Annotated in this window: 15 protein-coding genes; 6 read left to right on the top strand and 9 right to left on the bottom strand. The window is 73.0% G+C overall.

Features of this window, described 5'->3' with window-relative positions; all coding sequences use genetic code 11:
• The first annotated feature begins 5 nt into the window (after positions 1 to 5).
• Genes OG488_RS33820 through OG488_RS33810 form a run of 3 tightly spaced genes read left to right on the top strand, consistent with a single transcriptional unit; the run spans position 6 to position 4,368 of the window.
• Entirely contained in the window at positions 6 to 233 is a 228-nt protein-coding gene (locus tag OG488_RS33820; RefSeq protein WP_329236181.1) for a phosphopantetheine-binding protein, read from the top strand.
• Positions 230 to 4,177: an amino acid adenylation domain-containing protein gene (locus tag OG488_RS33815; protein WP_329236179.1), complete on the top strand. Its 3,948-nt coding sequence runs from the start codon at positions 230 to 232 to the stop codon at positions 4,175 to 4,177. Before OG488_RS33820 ends, OG488_RS33815 begins: the two co-directional genes overlap by 4 nt.
• The gene (locus OG488_RS33810) at positions 4,174 to 4,368 is read left to right on the top strand and encodes an MbtH family NRPS accessory protein (protein ID WP_329236176.1); all 195 of its coding nucleotides are present in this window, start codon (positions 4,174 to 4,176) and stop codon (positions 4,366 to 4,368) included. Before OG488_RS33815 ends, OG488_RS33810 begins: the two co-directional genes overlap by 4 nt.
• 25 nt (positions 4,369 to 4,393) lie before the next feature.
• Here OG488_RS33810 and fes read toward each other — a convergent pair whose 3' ends face one another.
• Positions 4,394 to 5,665, bottom strand: coding sequence for an enterochelin esterase (gene fes, locus OG488_RS33805; RefSeq protein WP_329236174.1), 1,272 nt, complete (start codon positions 5,663 to 5,665; stop codon positions 4,394 to 4,396).
• A 206-nt stretch (positions 5,666 to 5,871) separates the two neighbouring features.
• Between fes and OG488_RS33800 the strand changes: the two genes are divergently transcribed.
• Together OG488_RS33800 and OG488_RS33795 are read left to right on the top strand one after the other, a co-directional pair.
• Positions 5,872 to 7,674 (top strand): hypothetical protein, encoded by a 1,803-nt coding sequence (locus tag OG488_RS33800; protein ID WP_329236172.1) that lies wholly within the window; start codon positions 5,872 to 5,874, stop codon positions 7,672 to 7,674.
• A 167-nt stretch (positions 7,675 to 7,841) separates the two neighbouring features.
• Positions 7,842 to 8,897, top strand: a complete 1,056-nt coding sequence (locus OG488_RS33795) for a YncE family protein (protein ID WP_329236171.1) — start codon at positions 7,842 to 7,844, stop codon at positions 8,895 to 8,897.
• 210 nt (positions 8,898 to 9,107) lie between these two features.
• Here the strand turns inward: OG488_RS33795 and OG488_RS33790 are convergent, their stop codons facing one another.
• The 5 genes from OG488_RS33790 to OG488_RS33770 all read right to left on the bottom strand — a co-directional run bounded on the left by OG488_RS33790 (position 9,108) and on the right by OG488_RS33770 (position 15,696).
• Complete coding sequence (locus OG488_RS33790) at positions 9,108 to 10,190, bottom strand: Ldh family oxidoreductase (RefSeq protein ID WP_329236169.1); 1,083 nt, start codon at positions 10,188 to 10,190, stop codon at positions 9,108 to 9,110.
• A gap of 20 nt (positions 10,191 to 10,210) precedes the next feature.
• On the bottom strand, positions 10,211 to 11,929 hold the full coding sequence (locus OG488_RS33785) for a thiamine pyrophosphate-dependent enzyme (RefSeq protein WP_329236167.1): 1,719 nt from the start codon (positions 11,927 to 11,929) through the stop codon (positions 10,211 to 10,213).
• A 12-nt stretch (positions 11,930 to 11,941) separates the two neighbouring features.
• The gene (locus OG488_RS33780) at positions 11,942 to 12,802 is read right to left on the bottom strand and encodes an amidohydrolase family protein (protein WP_329236165.1); all 861 of its coding nucleotides are present in this window, start codon (positions 12,800 to 12,802) and stop codon (positions 11,942 to 11,944) included.
• A gap of 130 nt (positions 12,803 to 12,932) precedes the next feature.
• Entirely contained in the window at positions 12,933 to 14,144 is a 1,212-nt protein-coding gene (gene lhgO, locus OG488_RS33775; RefSeq protein ID WP_329236163.1) for an L-2-hydroxyglutarate oxidase, read from the bottom strand.
• 103 nt (positions 14,145 to 14,247) lie between these two features.
• A complete protein-coding gene (locus OG488_RS33770; RefSeq protein WP_329236161.1) occupies positions 14,248 to 15,696 on the bottom strand; it encodes an aldehyde dehydrogenase family protein in 1,449 nt (482 codons plus the stop codon).
• A gap of 202 nt (positions 15,697 to 15,898) precedes the next feature.
• Between OG488_RS33770 and OG488_RS33765 the strand changes: the two genes are divergently transcribed.
• A complete protein-coding gene (locus OG488_RS33765) occupies positions 15,899 to 16,186 on the top strand; it encodes a putative quinol monooxygenase (RefSeq protein ID WP_329236159.1) in 288 nt (95 codons plus the stop codon).
• A 56-nt stretch (positions 16,187 to 16,242) separates the two neighbouring features.
• On the opposite strand, the gene OG488_RS33760 is transcribed toward OG488_RS33765, so the two are convergent.
• The 3 genes from OG488_RS33760 to OG488_RS33750 are packed head-to-tail and all read right to left on the bottom strand — an operon-like array spanning position 16,243 to position 18,557.
• Positions 16,243 to 17,295, bottom strand: a complete 1,053-nt coding sequence (locus OG488_RS33760) for a methionine synthase II (cobalamin-independent)-like protein (protein ID WP_329236157.1) — start codon at positions 17,293 to 17,295, stop codon at positions 16,243 to 16,245.
• A gap of 3 nt (positions 17,296 to 17,298) precedes the next feature.
• Positions 17,299 to 17,769, bottom strand: a complete 471-nt coding sequence (locus tag OG488_RS33755) for a GlcG/HbpS family heme-binding protein (protein WP_329236156.1) — start codon at positions 17,767 to 17,769, stop codon at positions 17,299 to 17,301.
• Positions 17,766 to 18,557, bottom strand: coding sequence for an alpha/beta fold hydrolase (locus OG488_RS33750; protein WP_329236154.1), 792 nt, complete (start codon positions 18,555 to 18,557; stop codon positions 17,766 to 17,768). The genes OG488_RS33755 and OG488_RS33750 overlap by 4 nt, the downstream gene beginning before the upstream one ends.
• Between the last annotated feature and the right edge of the window lie 15 nt (positions 18,558 to 18,572).

The following is an 18,572-nucleotide window of genomic DNA, read 5'->3' as shown; positions in this document are numbered from 1 at the left end:
TCACCATGGCGCTCACCCTCGAACTGATCCGCCACGACGTCGCCGACGCCCTCGGTGAGGATCCCGCGGACATCCCCGTCGACGAGAACCTCCTCGACCACGGCCTCGACTCGGTACGCATCATGGCGCTGCTGGGACGGTGGCGCCGTGACCACGGGGTCGAGGCCGACTTCGCGGACCTCGCCGAGCAGCCCGCCATCGAGGCGTGGGCCCCGCTGCTGGGGGTCTCGTGACCGCCGTGCTCACCGACACCGGCGGGGCCGCCGCCCCGGACACCGCGCCCCTCGAACTGCCGCTGACCGCAGCCCAGTCGGGCATGTGGTTCGCGCAGTCCCTCGATCCGCTCAGCCCCGCGCAGAACACGGCGGAGTGCCTGGAGATCGACGGGCCGCTCGACCCGGAGCTGTTCGCCGAGGCCCTGCGCCGTGTGACCGTCGAGGCCGACGCGCTGCGCGTCACCGTCGAGGACTCCCCCGACGGTCCGCGCCAGCGCGTCCGGGCCTCGGTCGCGCTGCCGCTCACGACGCACGACCTGCGGGACGCCTCCGACGCCGGCCGGCGGGCCGAGGAGTGGATGCGCGCGGACCTGGCCGAGCCCTTCGACCTGACGGCCGGCCCGCTGTTCCGGCACGCGCTGTTCCGGGTGGGCGAGGAGCGGTGGCTGTGGTACCAGCGCATCCACCACCTCGTCATGGACGGCTTCGGCTACTCGCTCCTCGTACGCAGGACCGCCGCCGTCTACACGGCGCTCGCCCGGGGCGACGAGCCCGCCCCCCGCTCCTTCGGGACACTCACCGAGCTGGTCGACGAGGACGCCGCGTACCGCTCATCGGAGGCGTTCACCGCCGACCGCGCGCACTGGAGCGGGGCGTTCGCCGACCGGCCCGAGGTGCCGCGGCTCGCGGGGCGCGGGGCGCTGCCCTCGCGGACGTTCCTGCGCCGTACGGCCCATCTGGGCCCGGACGCCACCGAGGGCGTGCGGGACCTGGCCGCCCGCCTCCGCGCCACCTGGCCGGACGTCCTGATCGCCGCCCAGGCCCTCTACACCTCGCGGGCGACGGGCCACCAGGAGGTCGTGCTCGGCCTCCCGATGATGGGCCGCATGGGGTCCGTGTCGCTCCGGGTGCCCGGCATGGTGATGAACGTGCTCCCGCTGCGGCTGGACGTGTCCCCCGACGCGACCTTCGCCGAGCTGGTGCGCCAGGTGGTCCTGGGCATCCGCGAGGTCCGCCGCCACCAGCGGTTCCGCTACGAGGACATCCGCCGCGACCTGCGGCTCCTCGGAGAGAACCGCGGGCTGGTGGGTCCCCTCGTCAACGTCATGCCCTTCGACTACGACGTGGACTTCGCGGGCGCGCCCGCGCGGGCCCGGAACCTTTCGGCCGGGCCGGTCGACGACCTGACGGTGAACATCTACGACCGGGCCGACGGCCGTGGTCTGCGCATCGACCACGACGGCAATCCCGCCCTCTACGGCGACCAGGAGCTCGCCGCCCACCAGGAGCGCTTCCTGCACCTGGTGGAGCGGCTGAGCCGGGCCGACCCGCATGTCCCGACGGCCGCCCACGGCATCGCGACGGCGGACGAACTCGAACTGGTCGTGAGGACGTTCAACGACACCGAGCGCACGCTTCCGCCCACGACGCTGATCGGTCCGATCGAGTCGCGCGCCGCGCGCACCCCCGACGCCACCGCCCTGGTGTACGGCGACACCGCGCTCACCTACGAGGAGCTGAACACCCGCGCCAACCGGCTGGCCCGGCACCTGCGGACGCTCGGCGCCCGGCCCGGCGCCGTGGTGGCGGTGTCGGTGCCTCGCTCGGTGGAGCTCGTGGTGTCCCTGCTCGCCGTCCTGAAGGCGGGCGCCGCCTATCTGCCGCTCGACCCCGACTACCCGGAGCAGCGGCTGACGTACATGCTGCGGGACGCGGCGCCGGTGTGCGCGGTGACCGACCGGGCGGGGCGGCTCCCCGAGGACACGGGGACGCCGCTGGTCGTCCTGGACGGCCTCGATGTCTCGGGGTACCTCTGGGTGAACCCGTCGCGGCCCCTCACCCCGGCCCATCCTGCGTACGTCATCTACACCTCGGGATCGACGGGACGCCCCAAGGGTGTCGTCGTGTCGCACGGGGCGATCGACAACCGGCTGCGCTGGATGCAGAGCGCCTACGGGCTGACGGCGGACGACCGGGTGCTGCAGAAGACCCCGTCGTCGTTCGACGTGTCCGTGTGGGAGTTCTTCTGGCCGCTGCGCCAGGGCGCGACGCTGGTGGTCGCCGAGCCGGGCGGGCACAAGGACCCGGCCTACCTCGCCCGGCTGATCCGCGAACAGTCCGTCACCACCTGCCACTTCGTGCCGTCGATGCTCCAGGTCTTCCTGACGGAGGCGGACACGGAGGCCGACCCGGAGGCGGACACGGGCGGGAGCCTCAGGAGGGTCTTCTGCAGCGGGGAGGCACTGCCCCGCGAGACCGCCGACGCCTTCGGGCGCGGCCTGCCCGGCGTGGAGCTGCACAATCTGTACGGCCCCACCGAGGCCGCCGTCGACGTCACCTTCCACGCCTGCGCCCCGGACGCCACCGGCCCGGTGCCGATCGGCCGGCCGGTGTGGAACACCCGGCTGTACGTGCTCGACGCGGCGTTGCAGCCCTGCCCGCCGGGCGTCCCCGGCGAGCTCTACCTGGCGGGGCGTCAGCTTGCCGACGGGTACCTGAACCGTCCGGAGCTGACCGCGTCCCGCTTCGTCGCCGACCCCTTCGGCCGGCCGGCGCAGCGCATGTACCGCACGGGGGACCTGGCGCACTGGACGGAGCGGGGCGAGGTCGTCTACCTCGGCCGCACGGACGACCAGGTCAAGCTCCGCGGCCAGCGCATCGAACTCGGCGAGATCGAGAAGGCGCTGACGGCCAGGGACGGGGTGGACGCCGCCTGCGCCCTGGTGCGGGAGGACCGGCCGGGCGAGCAGCGGCTCGTCGGCTACGTCACCGGCTCCGCGGATCCGGTGGCCGTACGGGCCTCACTGGCGCGGGAGCTGCCGGAACACCTGGTACCGGCGGCGGTGGTGGCGCTGGACGCCTTCCCGCTGAGCCCCAACGGCAAGCTGGACCGGCGTGCCCTGCCCGCCCCGGTGTTCGCCGGCGGCGCCGGATCGCGGCGGCCGTCGGACGCGCGGGAGGAGGCGCTGACGCGGCTGTTCGCGCAGGTGCTCGACGTCGGTCGGGTGGGCCCGGACGACGCGTTCTTCGACCTGGGCGGCACCTCGCTGCTCGCCGTGCGGCTCGTGGCGCGCGTACGGGAGGAGTTCGGCACGGAGCTGACGATCGGTTCGCTGTTCGAGTCCCCGACCCCGGCGGCGCTCGCCGCCCGGCTGGGCTCCACCGGACCCGCGTCCGGGGACGCCCTGGACGTCGTCCTGCGGCTGCGTGGCGGCGAGGGGCGTACCCCGCTGTTCGCCATCCACCCGGCGGGCGGAATCGCCTGGTGCTACGCGGGTCTGTCGGCTCGCCTCGGCCCGGAGCAGCCGGTGTACGGCATCCAGGCGCGCGGGCTCGTGGGCGACGAGGCGCTGCCGCTCACCCTCGAGGAGGAGGCGGCCGACTACCTGGCGCACATCCGTGCGGTTCAGGAGCACGGTCCCTACCGGCTGTTGGGCTGGTCCGTGGGCGGGGTGCTGGCGCACACCGTGGCCGTACTGCTCCAGGAGGCGGGTGAGGAGGTGGAGCTGCTCGCGCTGCTCGACTCCTTCCCGGCCGAGCAGTGGCGGGAGCGGCCGGCGCCCGAGGAGGGCGACGCCCTGACCGCCGTCCTGCGCATGGCCGGCTTCGAGCGTACGCACGAGCGGGACCGTGAGGACGTGCTGGCGACGCTGCGCCGGGCGGGGAGCCCGCTCGCCGGGCTCGGTGACCGCACCCTGTCGAGGATCGTCGACATCGTGCCGAACCACGCGCGGATGATGCGCGAGCACCGGCACCGGGGGTACGACGGCGACCTGCTGTTCTTCACGGCCGCCGCCCCGCGCGCGGAGGACTGGCTGACCCGCGAGGCGTGGCGGGCCCATGTGACCGGGGCCATCGACAACCACGACCTCGACTGCACCCACCCGCAGTTGATGCAGGAGCGTCATCTCGACACCGTCGCCGACGTCCTGGCGGCCCGCCTGAAGGAGCTGGACGCGTGAGCGCGAGGAGCGGGCCGTTCGATCCCGGGCCGGAGGACCGCGCCACGCATCTGGTGCTGGAGAACGCCCAGGGGCAGCTGTCCCTCTGGCCGGTCTGGCGGGAGGTGCCCGAGGGGTGGTCCGTACGGTTCGGCCCGGCCCCGCACGGGGCGTGTGCCGCCGCGTTGGAACCGGGCCGGGAACGGGCCTGAGGCCGGAACTGACGTCGGGCCGCCCCTACTCCGTGGGGGCGGCCGGACCCAGCAGGTCCACCAGTCCGTCGGCGAGTTCCGTGCGCCAGCACAGGTAGTCGTGACCACCGTTGAACTCGCGGTAGGAGGCGTCGTCGTAGCCCGCCGCCGCCAGGACCTCGCGGAGCCGCCGGGCGGCGGGCAGGGCGACCCACTCCTGTTCGCCGAAGGAGAGCCAGAAGCGGACGGGCAGGCGCGGGGTCCCGGCGATCCGGTCGGTGAGCCACTGCGCCTGCGGACCGTCGGGCCACCAGAAGGAGCCGGACTGCGCGAGGACGTTGCCGAAGCGGCCGGGGGCGGTCAGCGCCGCGTGAGCGGCCGAGAGACCGCCCAGGCTCTGTCCGGCGACGACCGTCCTGGCGGGGACCCCGGTGACCGGGAGTCGGGCGGCGGCCCAGGGCAGCAGCTCGTCGGCGAGGAAGGCGGTGAACTCCGGACGGCAGGTCATCTCGGACCACCGGGTGTCCGCGTCCACGGATTCCGGCAGGAGGGCGACGAGCGGCGGGATGCGGCCGTCGGCGATCAGGTTGTCCAGCAGGTGCGCGAGCCCGAGGCTCGGCTGCCAGTGCTCACCGTCGAGGAGCACGAGCACGGGCAGCCCGTCCGGGTGCCCCGGGGTGAGGGGTGGTTCGTACAGCCAGACCCGGCGGGTGCCTCCGAGCTTCTCGGCCGGCACCTCGTGGGCGGCCACGCGCCCACGGGGGACGCCCGGCCTCGGCTGCCAGTCCTGTCCGCCCGGAGCGGCGGGGAGTTCCGCGTAGGACACCGGATTGCCACCCCAGCGGCGTGGCAGGGTGCGGGCGTTGAGCGGGTCGGGCCGCCTCCGGGTGCGCAGCCACTGCCAGTAGCCGGGGGCGCCGGGGGCGGGGCCGTCGCCCTCGTCCACGTAGAAGTCGTAGGTGCCGCGCCAGTCGTGCCGCAGACGGAGGGTCCAGTGCCACACGTCGGTGCCGGGGGCACGCTCCATCAGGTTACCCTCGGGCGCGCGGGGATCACCCAGCTTGTTGGGGAGGACCTGCACGGCACGGGTGGCGTCGGTGCCGCGCCACAGGAACGTCACCGCCAGGTGGTCGGGGTCGCCGTGCGGGTCAGGGGCGAGGAGCGGGGTCCCGGCGGCGCGCACGTGCGCCCAGAACTCCTCGGTCTCCCCGGGCTCCGGGAGCCGGAGTGACGGGTCGCGGAGCCGCGGAACTCCGTCCGGGCGCACGGTCCGAGGGGGCCGGCGCGGGGTGTCGTGCGGCGGCACTGACGTGATCACGTGAAGGGCTCCGAACAGCGGGGAACAGCGAGGCGTGGCAACTTAGGGTCACCTTACCTCCCAGGTGACGACACCGGGCACCCGCGACACTGAGGTTAGGCTAACCTAAGCAAGCTCGGAGGGTCTGGCCGGCTTGTCCGCAAGGCCGTTGTCCCGCACGCCCTCCCTCTCCCCTTCTCTTCGCCGCCCGCCAGGAGCAGCTCATCATGAACCCTGCCAGACCCTCCCGTTCCGCCACGCCGGCCTCCGTCCCGCTCCGCCCCCGGCTGGGACGGATGGCCGCCCTCGCCGCGGGCGCGACGCTCGGCATCGGCACCCTGGGCGCCCTGCCCCTCGCGGCGGGCCCTGCCGGGGCGGATGCGACGGGCACGGTCGCGCTCGTCGCCGACACCGTCGCCCCCACGGTCACTCTGGGCACCACGAGCGTGAAGCCCGGCGGCTCCGTGCCGTTCGAGGCGACGGGCTTCCCCGCCGGAGCCACCCTGAGCGTCAAGTTCGACGACGCGTCCCTGCTCAAGCAGTTCCCCATCGGTGACGACGGCGGCGTCTCGGGCATGGTGACGATCCCGGCCGACGCCGCCCCCGGCGGCGCGCACTGGCTGCGCTTCCTGGCGCCGCAGACGAGCGTCCGCAGCGAGAACCTGACCGTGACCGGCAGCACGCCGACACCGACGCCGACCCCCACACCCACGCCGGCCCCCACCACACCCCCGACGACCGCTCCGCCCGCGGCCGACCCGGCGGTGCGGCTGAAGGACTCGACCGTGGCGGCGGGCGGGAAGGTCACCTTCACCCTCTCCGGGTTCACCAAGGGGCAGAGCGTCACGGTGAAGCTGGACGACGCCGACATCATCGGGCAGTGGCCGTCGGCCGTGAAGGCGGACGGAACCCTCACCGCCACGGTCACCGTGCCCAAGTCGGCCTCGGCCGGGGCCCACTGGCTGCGCTTCCTCGCACCCGCCCCCTCGACGAGCCTCCGGGCCGACATAGCGGTGACATCGTCCGGCACGGGCGGTGGCGGCTCGGGCAGCGGCAACACCGGCACGGGCGGCAGCACCGGCGGCGGTACGGACACGGGCACGAGCGGCGGTTCGGGCTCCACCGGCGGGTCGTCCGGCTCGAACGGCGGTTCCGGTGGCACCGCGACCACGTCAGCGACGATCACCGCGGGTTCCCAGGTCGCCGCGGGCGGCAAGGTGTCCTTCCGGGTGACGGGCTTCCCGGCCGGCCAGCAGCTCACCGTCAAGCTCGACGACTCGAAGATCATCGGCCAGTGGCCGAACGGCATCGGTGCGGACGGCTCGCTCACCGGAACCGTCACGATCCCGGCGGACGCCACGAAGGGCGCCCACTGGCTGCGCTTCCTCGCCCCGAACCCCTCGACGAGCCTCCGGGCCGACTTCACCGTCACCTCCGGCGCCTCGGCCGCGCAGGCGGCGGCGAGCGCGTCCTCGGGCGGCACGGGCGGATCCACCGGCACCGCCGCGGTGCCCGCGGCCACCGGCGCACCGGCGAGCGCGTCCAACTCCCGCGGGGCCAAGGCCGCGATCTCGGCAAGCGAGGTGCAGCCGGGCGGGAGGATCCCCTTCGAGGTGACGGCGTTCCCAGCCGGACAGACCGTCACCATCAAGCTGGACGACGAGGAGATCCTCGGCCAGTGGAAGGCCGACGCCTCGGGCGCGTACAAGGGTGAGGTCACGATCCCGGCCGGCACCCCGGCGGGGGCCCACTGGCTGCGCTTCCTCGCGCCGAACCCGTCCACCACCCTCAAGGTGGACTTCACGGTGACCGCGCCCGGCGTGACACCCGCCGGCACCGGCCCGGCGGCGGCCGCCGCGCCCGTCACCGCGCCGAACACGGTCACCGCGGCGTCGGCGTCGAGCCCCGTCTCGTACGCGACGATCGCCTGGTCGGCGGCGGCCGCGGCGGTCGGCGGAGCGGCCGGTGCCGCCGCCACGACCCTGGTCGTCGTACGCCGACGACCGGGCGGGCACGCCGCGCAGAGCTGACGGACGTCCGTCCGTCCGAACACAGCGGCCCCACAGGGACGTTGTTGCGCGCATCACACACCTGAAAGCACGTTACTTAGGTAAGCCTAAGCTAAGTTACAACTACTGCGGTTTCCACCGAAACCACGCAGTTCCCACTGGTACCCCTGTCAGGGAGTTGACCCCGCATGACCTCGTCCCCCCTCAGAAGCCGTCGCACCGTCACCCGCGCCGCCATCGCGCTCGTCGTGGCCGCCGGTAGCACGGCCGCACTCGCGGGCACCGCCTCCGCGCACGCCGCGGCCGGCACCGTCACGGTCGCGCCGCTCGTGAAGGGCCTGTACCAGTCCTCGTACTCCGAGCGGAACAACGTCCTGTGGACCACGTCCGCCGTGGGCCGCCCGCCGGTCCTCGCCTCCAGCCTGCTCAAGGTGGACCCGAAGACCCTCAAGGTGAAGCAGACCATCACCCCGCCGGTCACCGACGCGGCCACGGGCGCGCTGGAGGCCGTCTACGGCGTGGCCGTGGACGACGAGCACAACACCGTCTGGACGACGAACACCCGCAACAACACCGTCGCCGTCTACAGCCAGCGCACCGGCGCGCACCTCGCGACCCTCCCGAACGTGGGCCACGCGCGGGAGATCGTCGTCGACGAGCGCCACGACACGGTGTGGGCGAGCGCGTTCGCCGACGGCACCCTCGTCGCCTTCGACTCGAAGACCCTCAAGGAGAAGAAGCGGGTCACCGTCGCCGGGTCCTCCCCGACCGGCCTGGTCGTGAACGAGCGCACCGGCACCGCCTACGCCGCGGACCTCAACGGCGACCAGGTCATCGAGGTCGGCGCCAAGTCCGCGACCCCGCGGCTCATCCCCGCCGGCGACGGCCCCATCTCGATCGCGCTGTCCAAGAACGGCAGGACGGCGTACACCGCCAACCAGACCGGTGGCGACCTCTCGGTGATCGACCTGAAGAAGGGCCTCGTCACCAAGTCCGTCGCCACGGGCGCGGGCGCGCTGTCCGTCGCCGGCGACGACCGCACGGGCAACATCGTGGTCGTCAACCGCACCGCCGCCACGGCGACGGTCGTCGACCCGCGCAAGGGCAGCATTGTCCGGACCGTCACCACCGGCGCCAACCCCAACCACGTCACGGTGGCCGACGGCACGGCCTACGTGGTCGACAAGTCCGGAGCCGGCCTCGACGGCGCGGACCAGGTGCACAGCTTCCGCGTCACCCGCTGACACCGGCCGCCCGGCTCCCCTCCCCCACACGTCCGCAGCCGGGTGTCCGGCCCACCGCTCCCCGCGGTGGGCCGGACACCCGGCTCGTTCGTATGACCGAAGCGGCATACGGAGAGGGGGACACGGCTGCGGCCGTGTCCCCCTCTCCGTACCCGTGCCGGGCGCACGACCCGGTCCGCACCGCCGGGTCGTGCGCGCGGCGACCGGCTGTCAGCCGGCGTCGCCCACGGGCTCCGGCGGTACGACGCCGAGGGCCTGGGCCCGCTCCAGGAGGTCCCGCCACACCTTCGGCGCCACCGGCACACCCGAGCGTCCGCGCTCCGCCGACAGAGCGGCCGAGCGCTCGCCCGGGTAGAAGACGCCCGAGGCGCCCTCCGCCACCGGGAGTTCCTTGAGGGTGCCCAGGGTGGCGTCCACGGCCTCGGCGAACTCCCCCGCGTCGCCGAACGCCGAGGGGTCCACCGCGATCAGCAGCGCGTTCTGCCGGTGCTTGCGCCCCTGCGGGTCGTCCGAGTGGAAGGACGAGAAGACGGGCGCCCCGACCAGCACACCGGTGAGCAGTTCGAAGGCGAGCGACATCCCGGACCCCTTGACGCCGCCCAGCGGCAGCGGCATGACCGCCTTCTCCGGGTCGGTCGTCGGCGTGCCGTCCTCGGTGGCGGCGGCCCCCTCGGGAAGCGGGGTCCCGCTCGCCCTGGCCTGACGGATCTTCCCGAGCGCGATGGTGGCCGTCGCCATGTCGAGGAGCAGCGGCGCGCGGCTCCCGCCGGGCACGGCGACGGCGAGCGGGGCCGTCGCCACGGCCGCGCCCTTCACGCCGGTGTAGCCCATGTTGGGCATGCCGGAGACGAACCCGATGCCGATCAGTCCCTGTTCGGCGATCTTGGAGACGTAGTAGCCGATGGCGCCGGTGTGGACGGTACGGCGGACGCCGACGGTGGCGATGCCGTTCGTCCTGGCCCGGCTCACCGCCTCCTCCGCCGCGGCGGTGAGGGCGACCGGTCCCGGCGCACGGTCGGCGTCCAGGACGGCGGCGGCAGGCGTCGTGGACTCCACGGTGATCTCGGGCCGGGCGTTCGCGACCCCCTTGGCGAGCAGGTCGAGGTAGGCGGGGACGCGGGCGGTGCCGTGCGAGTCGACTCCGCGCCGGGCGGCCCATACGAAGACGTCCGCGGTGGTGCGGGCGTGCTCGGCGCTCAGGCCTCCCTTCTCCAGGAGGGAGGCGGCGAATTCCAGCAGGTCCTCGGTGTGGACGAGCGTCTTGCCCGGCGTGGGAGCAGGGGTGTCGTTCATGGTGGCGGGTACCTCCTGGTTCAGCGGGTGACGAGGACGTCGACGACGGCGGTGGTGCCGTCCGCCACCGCCTTGAGCGCGCGCTCCAGAGCGGGGGCGAGGCCTTCGGGCGTGTCGACGGTCTCGGTGTGCATCCCGAACGGCTCGGCGAACGCCGCGAGCCGGGGCAGCCGGTGCAGGTCCGTACCGAGCCACTCGCCGGTCCCGGCGGCCGCGCCCTCGGGGTAGAACCGCCGGTGGTTGAGATTCATCGACTTGTAGACACGATTGTTGAAGACGACGATCAGCACGGGCAGTCCGTACGCCTTGGAGGCGTCGTAGGACTGGATCACCGGGTTGTAGGTGAAGGCGCCGTCCCCGACGGTGAGGACCACCGGGCGGTCCTGAGCGGCGAGTTTGGCGCCGAGGGCCACCGCGATGCCTTGTCCGAGCCCGCCCTGGACGTAGAAGTACGCGTCGGGGGCGGAGGTCCTCAGGTGGCGCCTGACGACCCGGCTGTGGGTGATGGTCTCGTCGACGACGATCGGGTCCGCACCGTCGAGCAGGGTGCGCAGGGTCGCGGCGACCAGGACGGGGTCGACGCCCTCGGCCCGCGCCGCCTCGGCCTCCGCCGCCTCGACGGCCTTCCGCTCGGCGGCGTACCGCTTCTCCTGTGCCGCGCGGCGCAGGGCGACGGCCGCCCCGTACGCGTCGTCGAGGTCCCGGGCCCGCCTGGTCAGCTGGCCCAGGGTGTTGGCGACACCGCCTTCGAGGTACCGGTCGGCGAACAGCACCTGGTAGACGATGTGCGGCCGCTGCGGCACCTCGTCGATCACGACGACCGTCGCCTTCGAGGGGCGGCGGCTCGGCGGGTAGAACGGGACGCGGCAGTTGACCAGGAGGATGAGGTCCGCCTCGTCCATCCACGGCTCGATGTCGCTGCCGGCGTGCAGCGGGTGGTCGCGCGGGAAGTTGCCGCACACCGCCGAGTCCGGCTCGACGACGGGGATGTCCCACGCCTCGGCGAAGGCGACGAGCGCCTCGAAGCCGCCCGCCTCGCGGCCCGCCGTCTCGGTGACGATGACGGGGTTCTCCGCCTCGCGGATCAACCGGGCGACGGGGTCCACCTGTTCGGGCGAGCTGTGCGTGGAGCCGGGCTCGACGACGGGCTTGGCCTCGCGGCCGTCCCACTCCTCCAGGAGGATCTCCAGGGGGATGTTGAGGTAGGCGGGTCCGGCCGGTGCCCGCAGGGCGAGCTCGGCCGCTCTGGTGATCATGGTGGGCAGGGTGTGCACGCTGGCGGCCTCGTTGGCCCACTTGGTGAACGGCCTCGCGACACCGTGCGGGCCGCCCACGACGGAGAGGTTGCGGTACCACTGTCCGCCGGGGTCCTGCCCGGGTCCGTCGCCGTAGGTGCTGGACTCCGAGGAGGTGACCACCATCGGGACGCCGGCGAGCAGCGCCCCGTGGATGGCCATCGAGCCCTGCAGCAGGCCGGGGGCCGCGTGGAGGAGGACGCCCTGCGGGCGGCGGGTGACCAGGCCGTAGCCGGTGGCCATGCCGACCGCGACCGTCTCGTGGGTGAGGTCGAGGTAGGCGGGGGCCTGGTCACCGTCACGGTGACGCCGGGCCAGGGACTCCCACACCGGGGCCCATTCGGACCCCGACGAGCAGAAGAGGTAGTCGGCGCCGACGGCGTTGAAGGCGGAGACGACGGCATCACCGCCGTCGGCGCCTGGCGTGTTCCTGATGTCCGTCATCTCAGTGTTCCCTCAGCCCTCGACCGGCCAGTCGAGTACCTCGCTGATGCCGCGGCCCAGCATCCACTCGAGCTCCTCGGGAGTGAAGTCCCAGTGCTTGGTGAACTGCTCGACGGTGTCGGTGTAGGTGATGCCGTGGCCGAGCAGGCGGGTGATGTCGGTGCCGTAGAAGCAGCGCTGCGGGCCCATCTTGTCGACCATCTCGCGGACGTACTTCTCGATGTTCCTGTTGGGGAACGCCTCGGTGGAGTAGCCGGGCAGGGCCGAGACCTTGACGTAGATGTTGGGGTGCTTCGCGAGGTCGGCGGTCTCGGAGACCCAGTAGCCGATCGCGTCGTCGACGCAGCGGGCCATGATGCCCATGTGGTCGATGATGATCTTCAGGTTCGGGTGCCTGGCGGCGATCTCGCCGAGCTCCCGCTTCCAGATCGGCGCGTGGACCATGGTGGGGATGCGCAGTTCCTCGGCGATCGGCCAGTACCAGTCGTTCGTGCCGTCGATCATCCAGTTGCGGTCCTGCGGACGGTGGAAGGTGAGGCGCGTGCCCTTGATGTGCGGGTTCTGCGCGAAGTCCTTCAGCAGGGCCGTGCCCTCGATCTCGTCGTCCTGCGGGACGCGGGCCATGATGCCGAAGCGGTCGGGGTGGGCCTTGCACGCCTCGAGGGCGTAGTCGATGCGGTTGCCCTCCCAGGACGGCGGGAGGATGAGAGCGCGGTTGACGCCCGCCTCGTCCATCAGCTCGAGGGCCTCCTCGTAGGAGAAGGCCTCCTCGCGGTGGCCGTTGAGGCGGATCCGCTCGCGGGCTCCGGGGACCCAGGGGCGGTCGGGGGTCTCTTCCTTCCAGATGTGTATCTGGGTGTCGACGACGAACACGGTGTGCCTCTTTCGTTGCGGGTGGGTCGGGGGCCGGGTGGTGCGCGTCAGACGTTAGGGCTGGTGAGGGGTGCTTGCGCAGACCTGGGCGTGCAAGCAGTTGTTGCGCGAACAGGCAGGTCGTCCGGGGTCACAGCGAGCCGCCGGAGCTCGCGAACACGGCGTCGCAGATGTGCTCGGCGATCGCCATGGACGCGGTGGCGGCGGGTGAGGGGGCGTTGCGCACGGCGGTGACACGGCCCATCCGGTGGATGCGGAAGTCGTCCACCAGGGAGCCGTCGGGGTCGAGGGCCTGGGCCCGCACGCCGGCGCCTCCCCGGACCACGTCCGCGGTGCCCACACCGGGCACGTACTCCCCCGCGTCCCGCATGAAGGCGGCGACGGACAGGGCTCCGCGGTACTCCTTGACGCCCGTGCGCCAGTGCTGCGCGGCCATCTTCCAGACGCCGGGGTACGCGGCGAGCCGGGCGAGGTCCCTCACGGACACGTCGGAGAGCCTGTAGCCCTCCTTCGCGAGTGCCAGGACCGCGTTCGGGCCGACCTCGACGGAACCGTCGACCCTGGGCGTGAAGTGCACCCCGAGGAAGGGGTAACGCGGGTCCGGCACGGGGTAGATCAGGCCGCGGACGAGGTCGGTCCTGTCGGGCTTGAGGAGCATGTACTCCCCCCGGAAGGGGACGATCCTGGGCTCCTTCGTGTCGTGCGCGAGCGCGGCGACGGAGTCCGACTGGAGCCCGGCGCAGAGGATCAGCCGGTCGACCCGGACCCGCTCCCCGGGTGAGGCCACCTCGATGCCGCCGGGCACCTCCGTGAGGCCGGTCACCGGGGACCCGAGTCTCACCTCGCCGCCGGAGGACGCGACGTCCTCGGCGAACTGCCGGGCGATCGCCGGATAGTCGGTGATCGCCGTGCGGGGCGAGTGCAGCGCCGCGACACCGCCGGCGTGGGGCTCGATCTCCCTGATCTCGTCCTGGGAGATCCTCCGGAGGTCGGGCACGTGGTTGTTCCTGGCCCGCTCGTAGAGGCTGTCCATGCGGCCCCGCTCGTCCTCGCGCACGGCGACGACCAGCTTGCCGATCTCCTCGTACGGCAGGTGCCTCTCCTGGCAGTACTCCCGCAGCAGGGACACGCCCCGCACGCACAGCCCGGCCTTCAGGCTGCCGGGCGGGTAGTAGATGCCGGCGTGCACCACACCCGAGTTGTGTCCGGTCTGGTGGGCGGCGACCCGGTCCTCCTTCTCGAACACCACGACCCGTGTGCCCGGCCGGCGCAGCGCGATCTCCCGGCCCGTCGCCAGGCCGAGGATGCCCGCGCCGACGATGCCGATCGTCTCTTCCGCCATCGGCATCCTCCTTTCTCGCTGTGGAACCTTGCTGGGGAACCCGTGCTGGGGAACCCGTGCTGGGGAACCCGTCCTGGGGAACCTTTCCTGGGGAACCTGCCTGTCAGGTGCCGAAGTTGAAGGCGACGGTCTTGACGCGGGTGTAGAAACGCAGGGCTTCGGTGCCCTGCTCCTTGAACGCCGAGCCGGAGTCGCGGAAGCCACCGAAGGGGTGGTGCACGTCCCAGCCCGTGGTCGCGGTGTTGACGGCGACCTGTCCGCAGTCGGCCTCGTCCGCGAAGCGGTGCGCGGCGCGCAGGTCGCGGGTGAAGAGGGCGGCGGCGAGCCCGAAGTCGGAGTCGTTGACCTCCGCGACGGCCTCGTCGAACCCGTCGACGGGACGCAGGACCACGACGGGCCCGAAGACCTCCTCGCGCCAGACGGCCATCTCCGGGGTGACGTCGCCCAGGACGGTCGGGCTGACGTAGCAGCCGTGGGCGTACTCCGCCTCCCGCGGGGCCGCGCCGCCCGTCAGCACGGTCGCCCCCTCCTTCACCGCCCGCTCGATGTCCCTGAGGACGCTGTCACGCTGCCCCGTGCTGACGAGAGGGCCCACGCCGGTCGAGTCCGAGGCCCCCGGGCCGAGCCTGACGGCGGCGACCGCTTCCAGGAGCAGTCCGGTGAACTCCTCGTACACGGAGCGTTCGACGAGGACCCGGCTGGTGGCGGTGCACCGCTGGCCGGCCTGTCCGAATCCCGCGGCCATCAGCGCCTTCACGGCGGCGCCCAGATCGGCGTCGGCGAGCACGACGGTGGCGTTCTTGCCGCCCAGCTCGCCCTGGAAGCGGACGTTGCGGTCGGCCAGGGACCTGCGCAGCCCCTCGCCGACGGAGTTGGAGCCGGTGAAGGTGACCGCGGCGACGCGCGGGTCGTCGAGGAGGGGCCCGGAGATCCGGCTGCCCCGGCCGGTGACGACGCCCAGCACACCGGCGGGCAGACCCGCCTCGTGCAGGGCGCGCGCCAGGTGGAGTGCGGACATGGGGGTCTCGGAGGCCGGCTTGAGGACGACGGCGTTGCCGGTGGCCAGGGCGGGCGCCAGCTTGCGGGCGGGCGTCAGCAGCGGGTCGTTCCACGGGGTGATGGCGAGGACGATCCCGACCGGCTCGTGGTGGAAGCTCGTACGGGTGTCGGGCCGGGCGTCGTGGAGGAGGGTGCCGTAGCCGTCGCGGGCGAGCCCGGCGTAGTACTCGAAGAAGTCGGCGGACTTCGCGACCTCGCCGCTCGCCTCAGCGCGCGTCTTGCCGTTCTCGGCGACCACGGCCGCGGCGATCGTGGCCGCACGCTCGCGGAGCAGCCGGGCCGCCCCGTGGAACACTCGGGCCCGCTCGAAGGGGCTGGTGCGCCGCCAGACGGCGAAGCCCTTCTCCGCCTCGTCGTAGGCGCGGGCCACGTCCCCGGCGCTCAGGGCGGGCACACGGGCGACGGGACTGCGGGTGTCGGACGGGTCGTGGACGTGCAGCCACTCGGCGGCCGTCACCCACTGTCCGCCGAGGAGGGTTTCCATGGTGTGCATCTGGATCAGTGCTCCCGTTCGGCCGCGGTGGTCCGCGGTGTGCAGAGGGGACGGTGGGGGTCGGGACGACAACACAGGAAGACGGCGGGAGTGACCAGGGCCGCGGCGGCAGACATTGCTTGCACGTCACGCACCGCCTGTCGGACGCGCGCTGTGCTGGAATCGGCAGGCCCGACGCCGCGTCCGACAAGGAGATCGACCCATGGCTTTCGCCGTCATCGCCCACTACCGCTGTGCACCCTCCGACGAGGCCACGGTGCGCGCCGCGCTGCTCGCGATGCGGGAGCACACGCTGGCCGAGCCGGGGAACCTCGGGTACGAGGTGCACGCGGAGGTGGACCACCCGGGTGCGTTCGTCCTGTACGAGCGGTACGCGGACCGGGCCGGCTTCGACGCCCATGCCGGGGCGGACTACTTCGACGAGCTCATCGTCCGCACGGTGCGGCCGCTGCTGAGCGAGCGGGCCGTGACCTTCGCCGACGTGCTGTAGGCCCGGCGGGCAGCCGGGGCCGGGCCCGCGGGGGCCGGCCCCGGCCGCCGTGCGGGTCAGAACTCGTTGCCCCAGCAGTAGCGGGCGAGCGTCTCGACCTGGATCAGCTTGCGGTTCTGCTCCTCGGCGCTCAGCAGCGGCCGGCCGGCGACGTCCTCGAAGCCGCGCGAGGGTGACAGGGCCATGTCCTCCAGGTCCTTGACCTCGGCGGCGGCGTCGATCCGCGCCATCACCGTGTCGATCTCCTCGATCGCCGGGCTCGTCGCGTCCACCGCGCCGAGACAGGCGTCACGCTCCTCCGGAAGGGCCCGCAGGAGGTCGAGCTCGGCGTCGGTGCCCTGGTCGTACGGCAGGATCCACCGGTCCACGGGGACGGCGGCGTAGAGCTGCTCGGCCCTGGACCGGTCCACTGTCGCCGGGGCCGCCCAGCCCGGGGCGAGGCCCACCCGGACACCGTCGGGGCGCTCCCCCGACGGTACGGCGAGGGCGTCGACGGCCAGGGCGTCCTCGAAGGAGAGCGCGCCGGCGGCTCCGGGCTCGCCGGCCGTGTGGGCGAGCAGGAGCGGGTTGTTCAGCTGGATCAGCCGGACACCCCGGGAGATGAGCAGCTGGATCTCCGTGTGGATGATCCCCGCCAGCGCCTCGCCGAGTTCGCGGGCCGAGGCCGGACCGCCCCGGCCCGCCGCCTCCGGGTCGAAGCAGGTCGCGGCGAGGTAGGCGGGCGAGGGCAGGGAGGCCTTCGGTGCGATGAGCGTGAGCTCACCGAGCAGGGACGCCCGGTCGGCGAGCAGGGGGCCGTCCGCCTCGGGCAGGGAGTCCGCCACCCAGCGTGCCAGGCCGCCGGTCTCCTCCCCGGTACGCCGGAAGCCGGAGACCCCTTCGAGCACGGCGCTCCGGAAGTCCGTACGCGGCATGTCCCCGTCGGTGACGACCGTGGAGCGCAGCCTGCGCTGGAGGACCACGGCCTCCTTGACGGCGGCGTCCTCGGCCTCCCGCAGCGCTCCGGCGTCCGGGGCGCCGTCGGCCGCGCGGTCGCGGGCGGCCAGCAGGGCGGCCGGGCGGACCAGGCTGCCGTGGTGGTCGATGCGGTAGTTGAACGTGTCCGCCATGGCTCAGGCTTCCTTTCCGGAGGGCTCGCCGGAGACGCCCCAGGCGGCGAACTCCAGTTCGTAGCCCAGTGACTTCAGGACGTCGTCCGCGATGGCCTGGTCCTCGTCCGCGGTGCCGCCGGCGATGCCGAGACCGCCGATGATCTCGCCGTCCTTCTTGATCGTCATGCTGCCCTCGGTGGCGAGGATGGGCATCGCCGCGCCGGGCAGCTGGGAGAGCTGGGCGAAGAAGACGGGCTGGCTCTCCTGCCACTTCTTCAGCATCCTGCCGGGGCGCTGCATGACCGCTGCGGTGTAGGCCTTGGCCCTGGCGATGTCCGGGGTGAGCGGACGGGCCCCGTCGGGGCGCCGGATGGCGACGGGGAATCCCCCCGCGTCGACCACGGCGACACTCACCGCCTTCCCGATCTCCCGGGCGCGTTCGTGGGCGGCGTCGATGATCTCTTCGGCGGCGGCGAGGGTGATGTTGCTCATGCGGCTTCCTTCGGGGCGGTGAGGGTGCGGCGCAGGCGGGCGACGGCCGCGTTGTACGCCCGCGGGGTCTCCCAGTACATGGAGTGCGGGGCGCCCGGGACGATCTCCAGGTGGGAGCCGGCCACCAGCTCGTGGGCGCGTGTCACCGTCTCCACGCCGAGCACCGCGTCCCTCTCGCCGGCGAGGAAGGCGATCCTGACGCCCGAGTCCTGGATCTCCTCCAGACCGGGCCCGTCGGTGTCGAGGTTGCGCAGGTCCTGCATCGTGGCGGTGTTGAACGTGCCCATCTGCCGGAAGAGGAGGGTGAGGTCGGCGCGCTCCTGCTGGAACCGCCTGGTCAGCAGGCGGTCGATGACGGGCAGCTTGACGGCCTCGGCCCGGTCGGCGGCGGCGAGTTCCTTGAGCTCGGGGTGGCTGATCCCGCCGAGGGAGTGGCCGAGGACGACGGACCCGACGCGTCCGGGGCGCACGAGGCCGGCGCGGAGCGCGGCGATCGAGCCGATGGACTGGCCGACCAGCATGGCGTCGGTCAGCTCCTCCCGGTCGAGGACGGCCACGACGTCGGCGTAGAAGGACTGACTGTCGAACTCGGTCTGCCGCACGTCCGGTTCGGTGTTGCCGAAGCCGCGCAGGTCCAGGGTGACGACGGTGAACTCGTCGCGCAGCGCGGCCACCTGCTGCCACCAGGCGGCGTGGTTTCCTCCCGAGCCGTGGACGAACACGATCGCGGGGCCGCTGCCGTGGCGTTCGTAGTACACGGAGGCGCCGTCGGAATCGACATGGGGCATGAAGGGATCTCCTTG

Source organism: Streptomyces sp. NBC_01460 (assembly GCF_036227405.1).
Taxonomy (GTDB): domain Bacteria; phylum Actinomycetota; class Actinomycetes; order Streptomycetales; family Streptomycetaceae; genus Streptomyces.
The sequence above is the reverse complement of the archived record's forward strand: the minus strand, read 5'-3'. Positions and strand labels throughout refer to the sequence as shown.

What these genes read in the sequence shown, in the direction of transcription:
- OG488_RS33750 (WP_329236154.1), bottom strand. Translation starts at nt 18,557, where the DNA reads ATGCCCCATGTCGATTCCGACGGCGCCTCCGTGTACTACGAACGCCAC.
- OG488_RS33755 (WP_329236156.1), bottom strand. Translation starts at nt 17,769, where the DNA reads ATGAGCAACATCACCCTCGCCGCCGCCGAAGAGATCATCGACGCCGCC.
- OG488_RS33770 (WP_329236161.1), bottom strand. Translation starts at nt 15,696, where the DNA reads ATGCACACCATGGAAACCCTCCTCGGCGGACAGTGGGTGACGGCCGCC.
- OG488_RS33790 (WP_329236169.1), bottom strand. Translation starts at nt 10,190, where the DNA reads ATGAACGACACCCCTGCTCCCACGCCGGGCAAGACGCTCGTCCACACC.
- OG488_RS33760 (WP_329236157.1), bottom strand. Translation starts at nt 17,295, where the DNA reads ATGGCGGACACGTTCAACTACCGCATCGACCACCACGGCAGCCTGGTC.
- OG488_RS33785 (WP_329236167.1), bottom strand. Translation starts at nt 11,929, where the DNA reads ATGACGGACATCAGGAACACGCCAGGCGCCGACGGCGGTGATGCCGTC.
- OG488_RS33820 (WP_329236181.1), top strand. Translation starts at nt 6, where the DNA reads ATGGCGCTCACCCTCGAACTGATCCGCCACGACGTCGCCGACGCCCTC.
- lhgO (WP_329236163.1), bottom strand. Translation starts at nt 14,144, where the DNA reads ATGGCGGAAGAGACGATCGGCATCGTCGGCGCGGGCATCCTCGGCCTG.
- OG488_RS33800 (WP_329236172.1), top strand. Translation starts at nt 5,872, where the DNA reads ATGAACCCTGCCAGACCCTCCCGTTCCGCCACGCCGGCCTCCGTCCCG.
- OG488_RS33765 (WP_329236159.1), top strand. Translation starts at nt 15,899, where the DNA reads ATGGCTTTCGCCGTCATCGCCCACTACCGCTGTGCACCCTCCGACGAG.
- OG488_RS33795 (WP_329236171.1), top strand. Translation starts at nt 7,842, where the DNA reads ATGACCTCGTCCCCCCTCAGAAGCCGTCGCACCGTCACCCGCGCCGCC.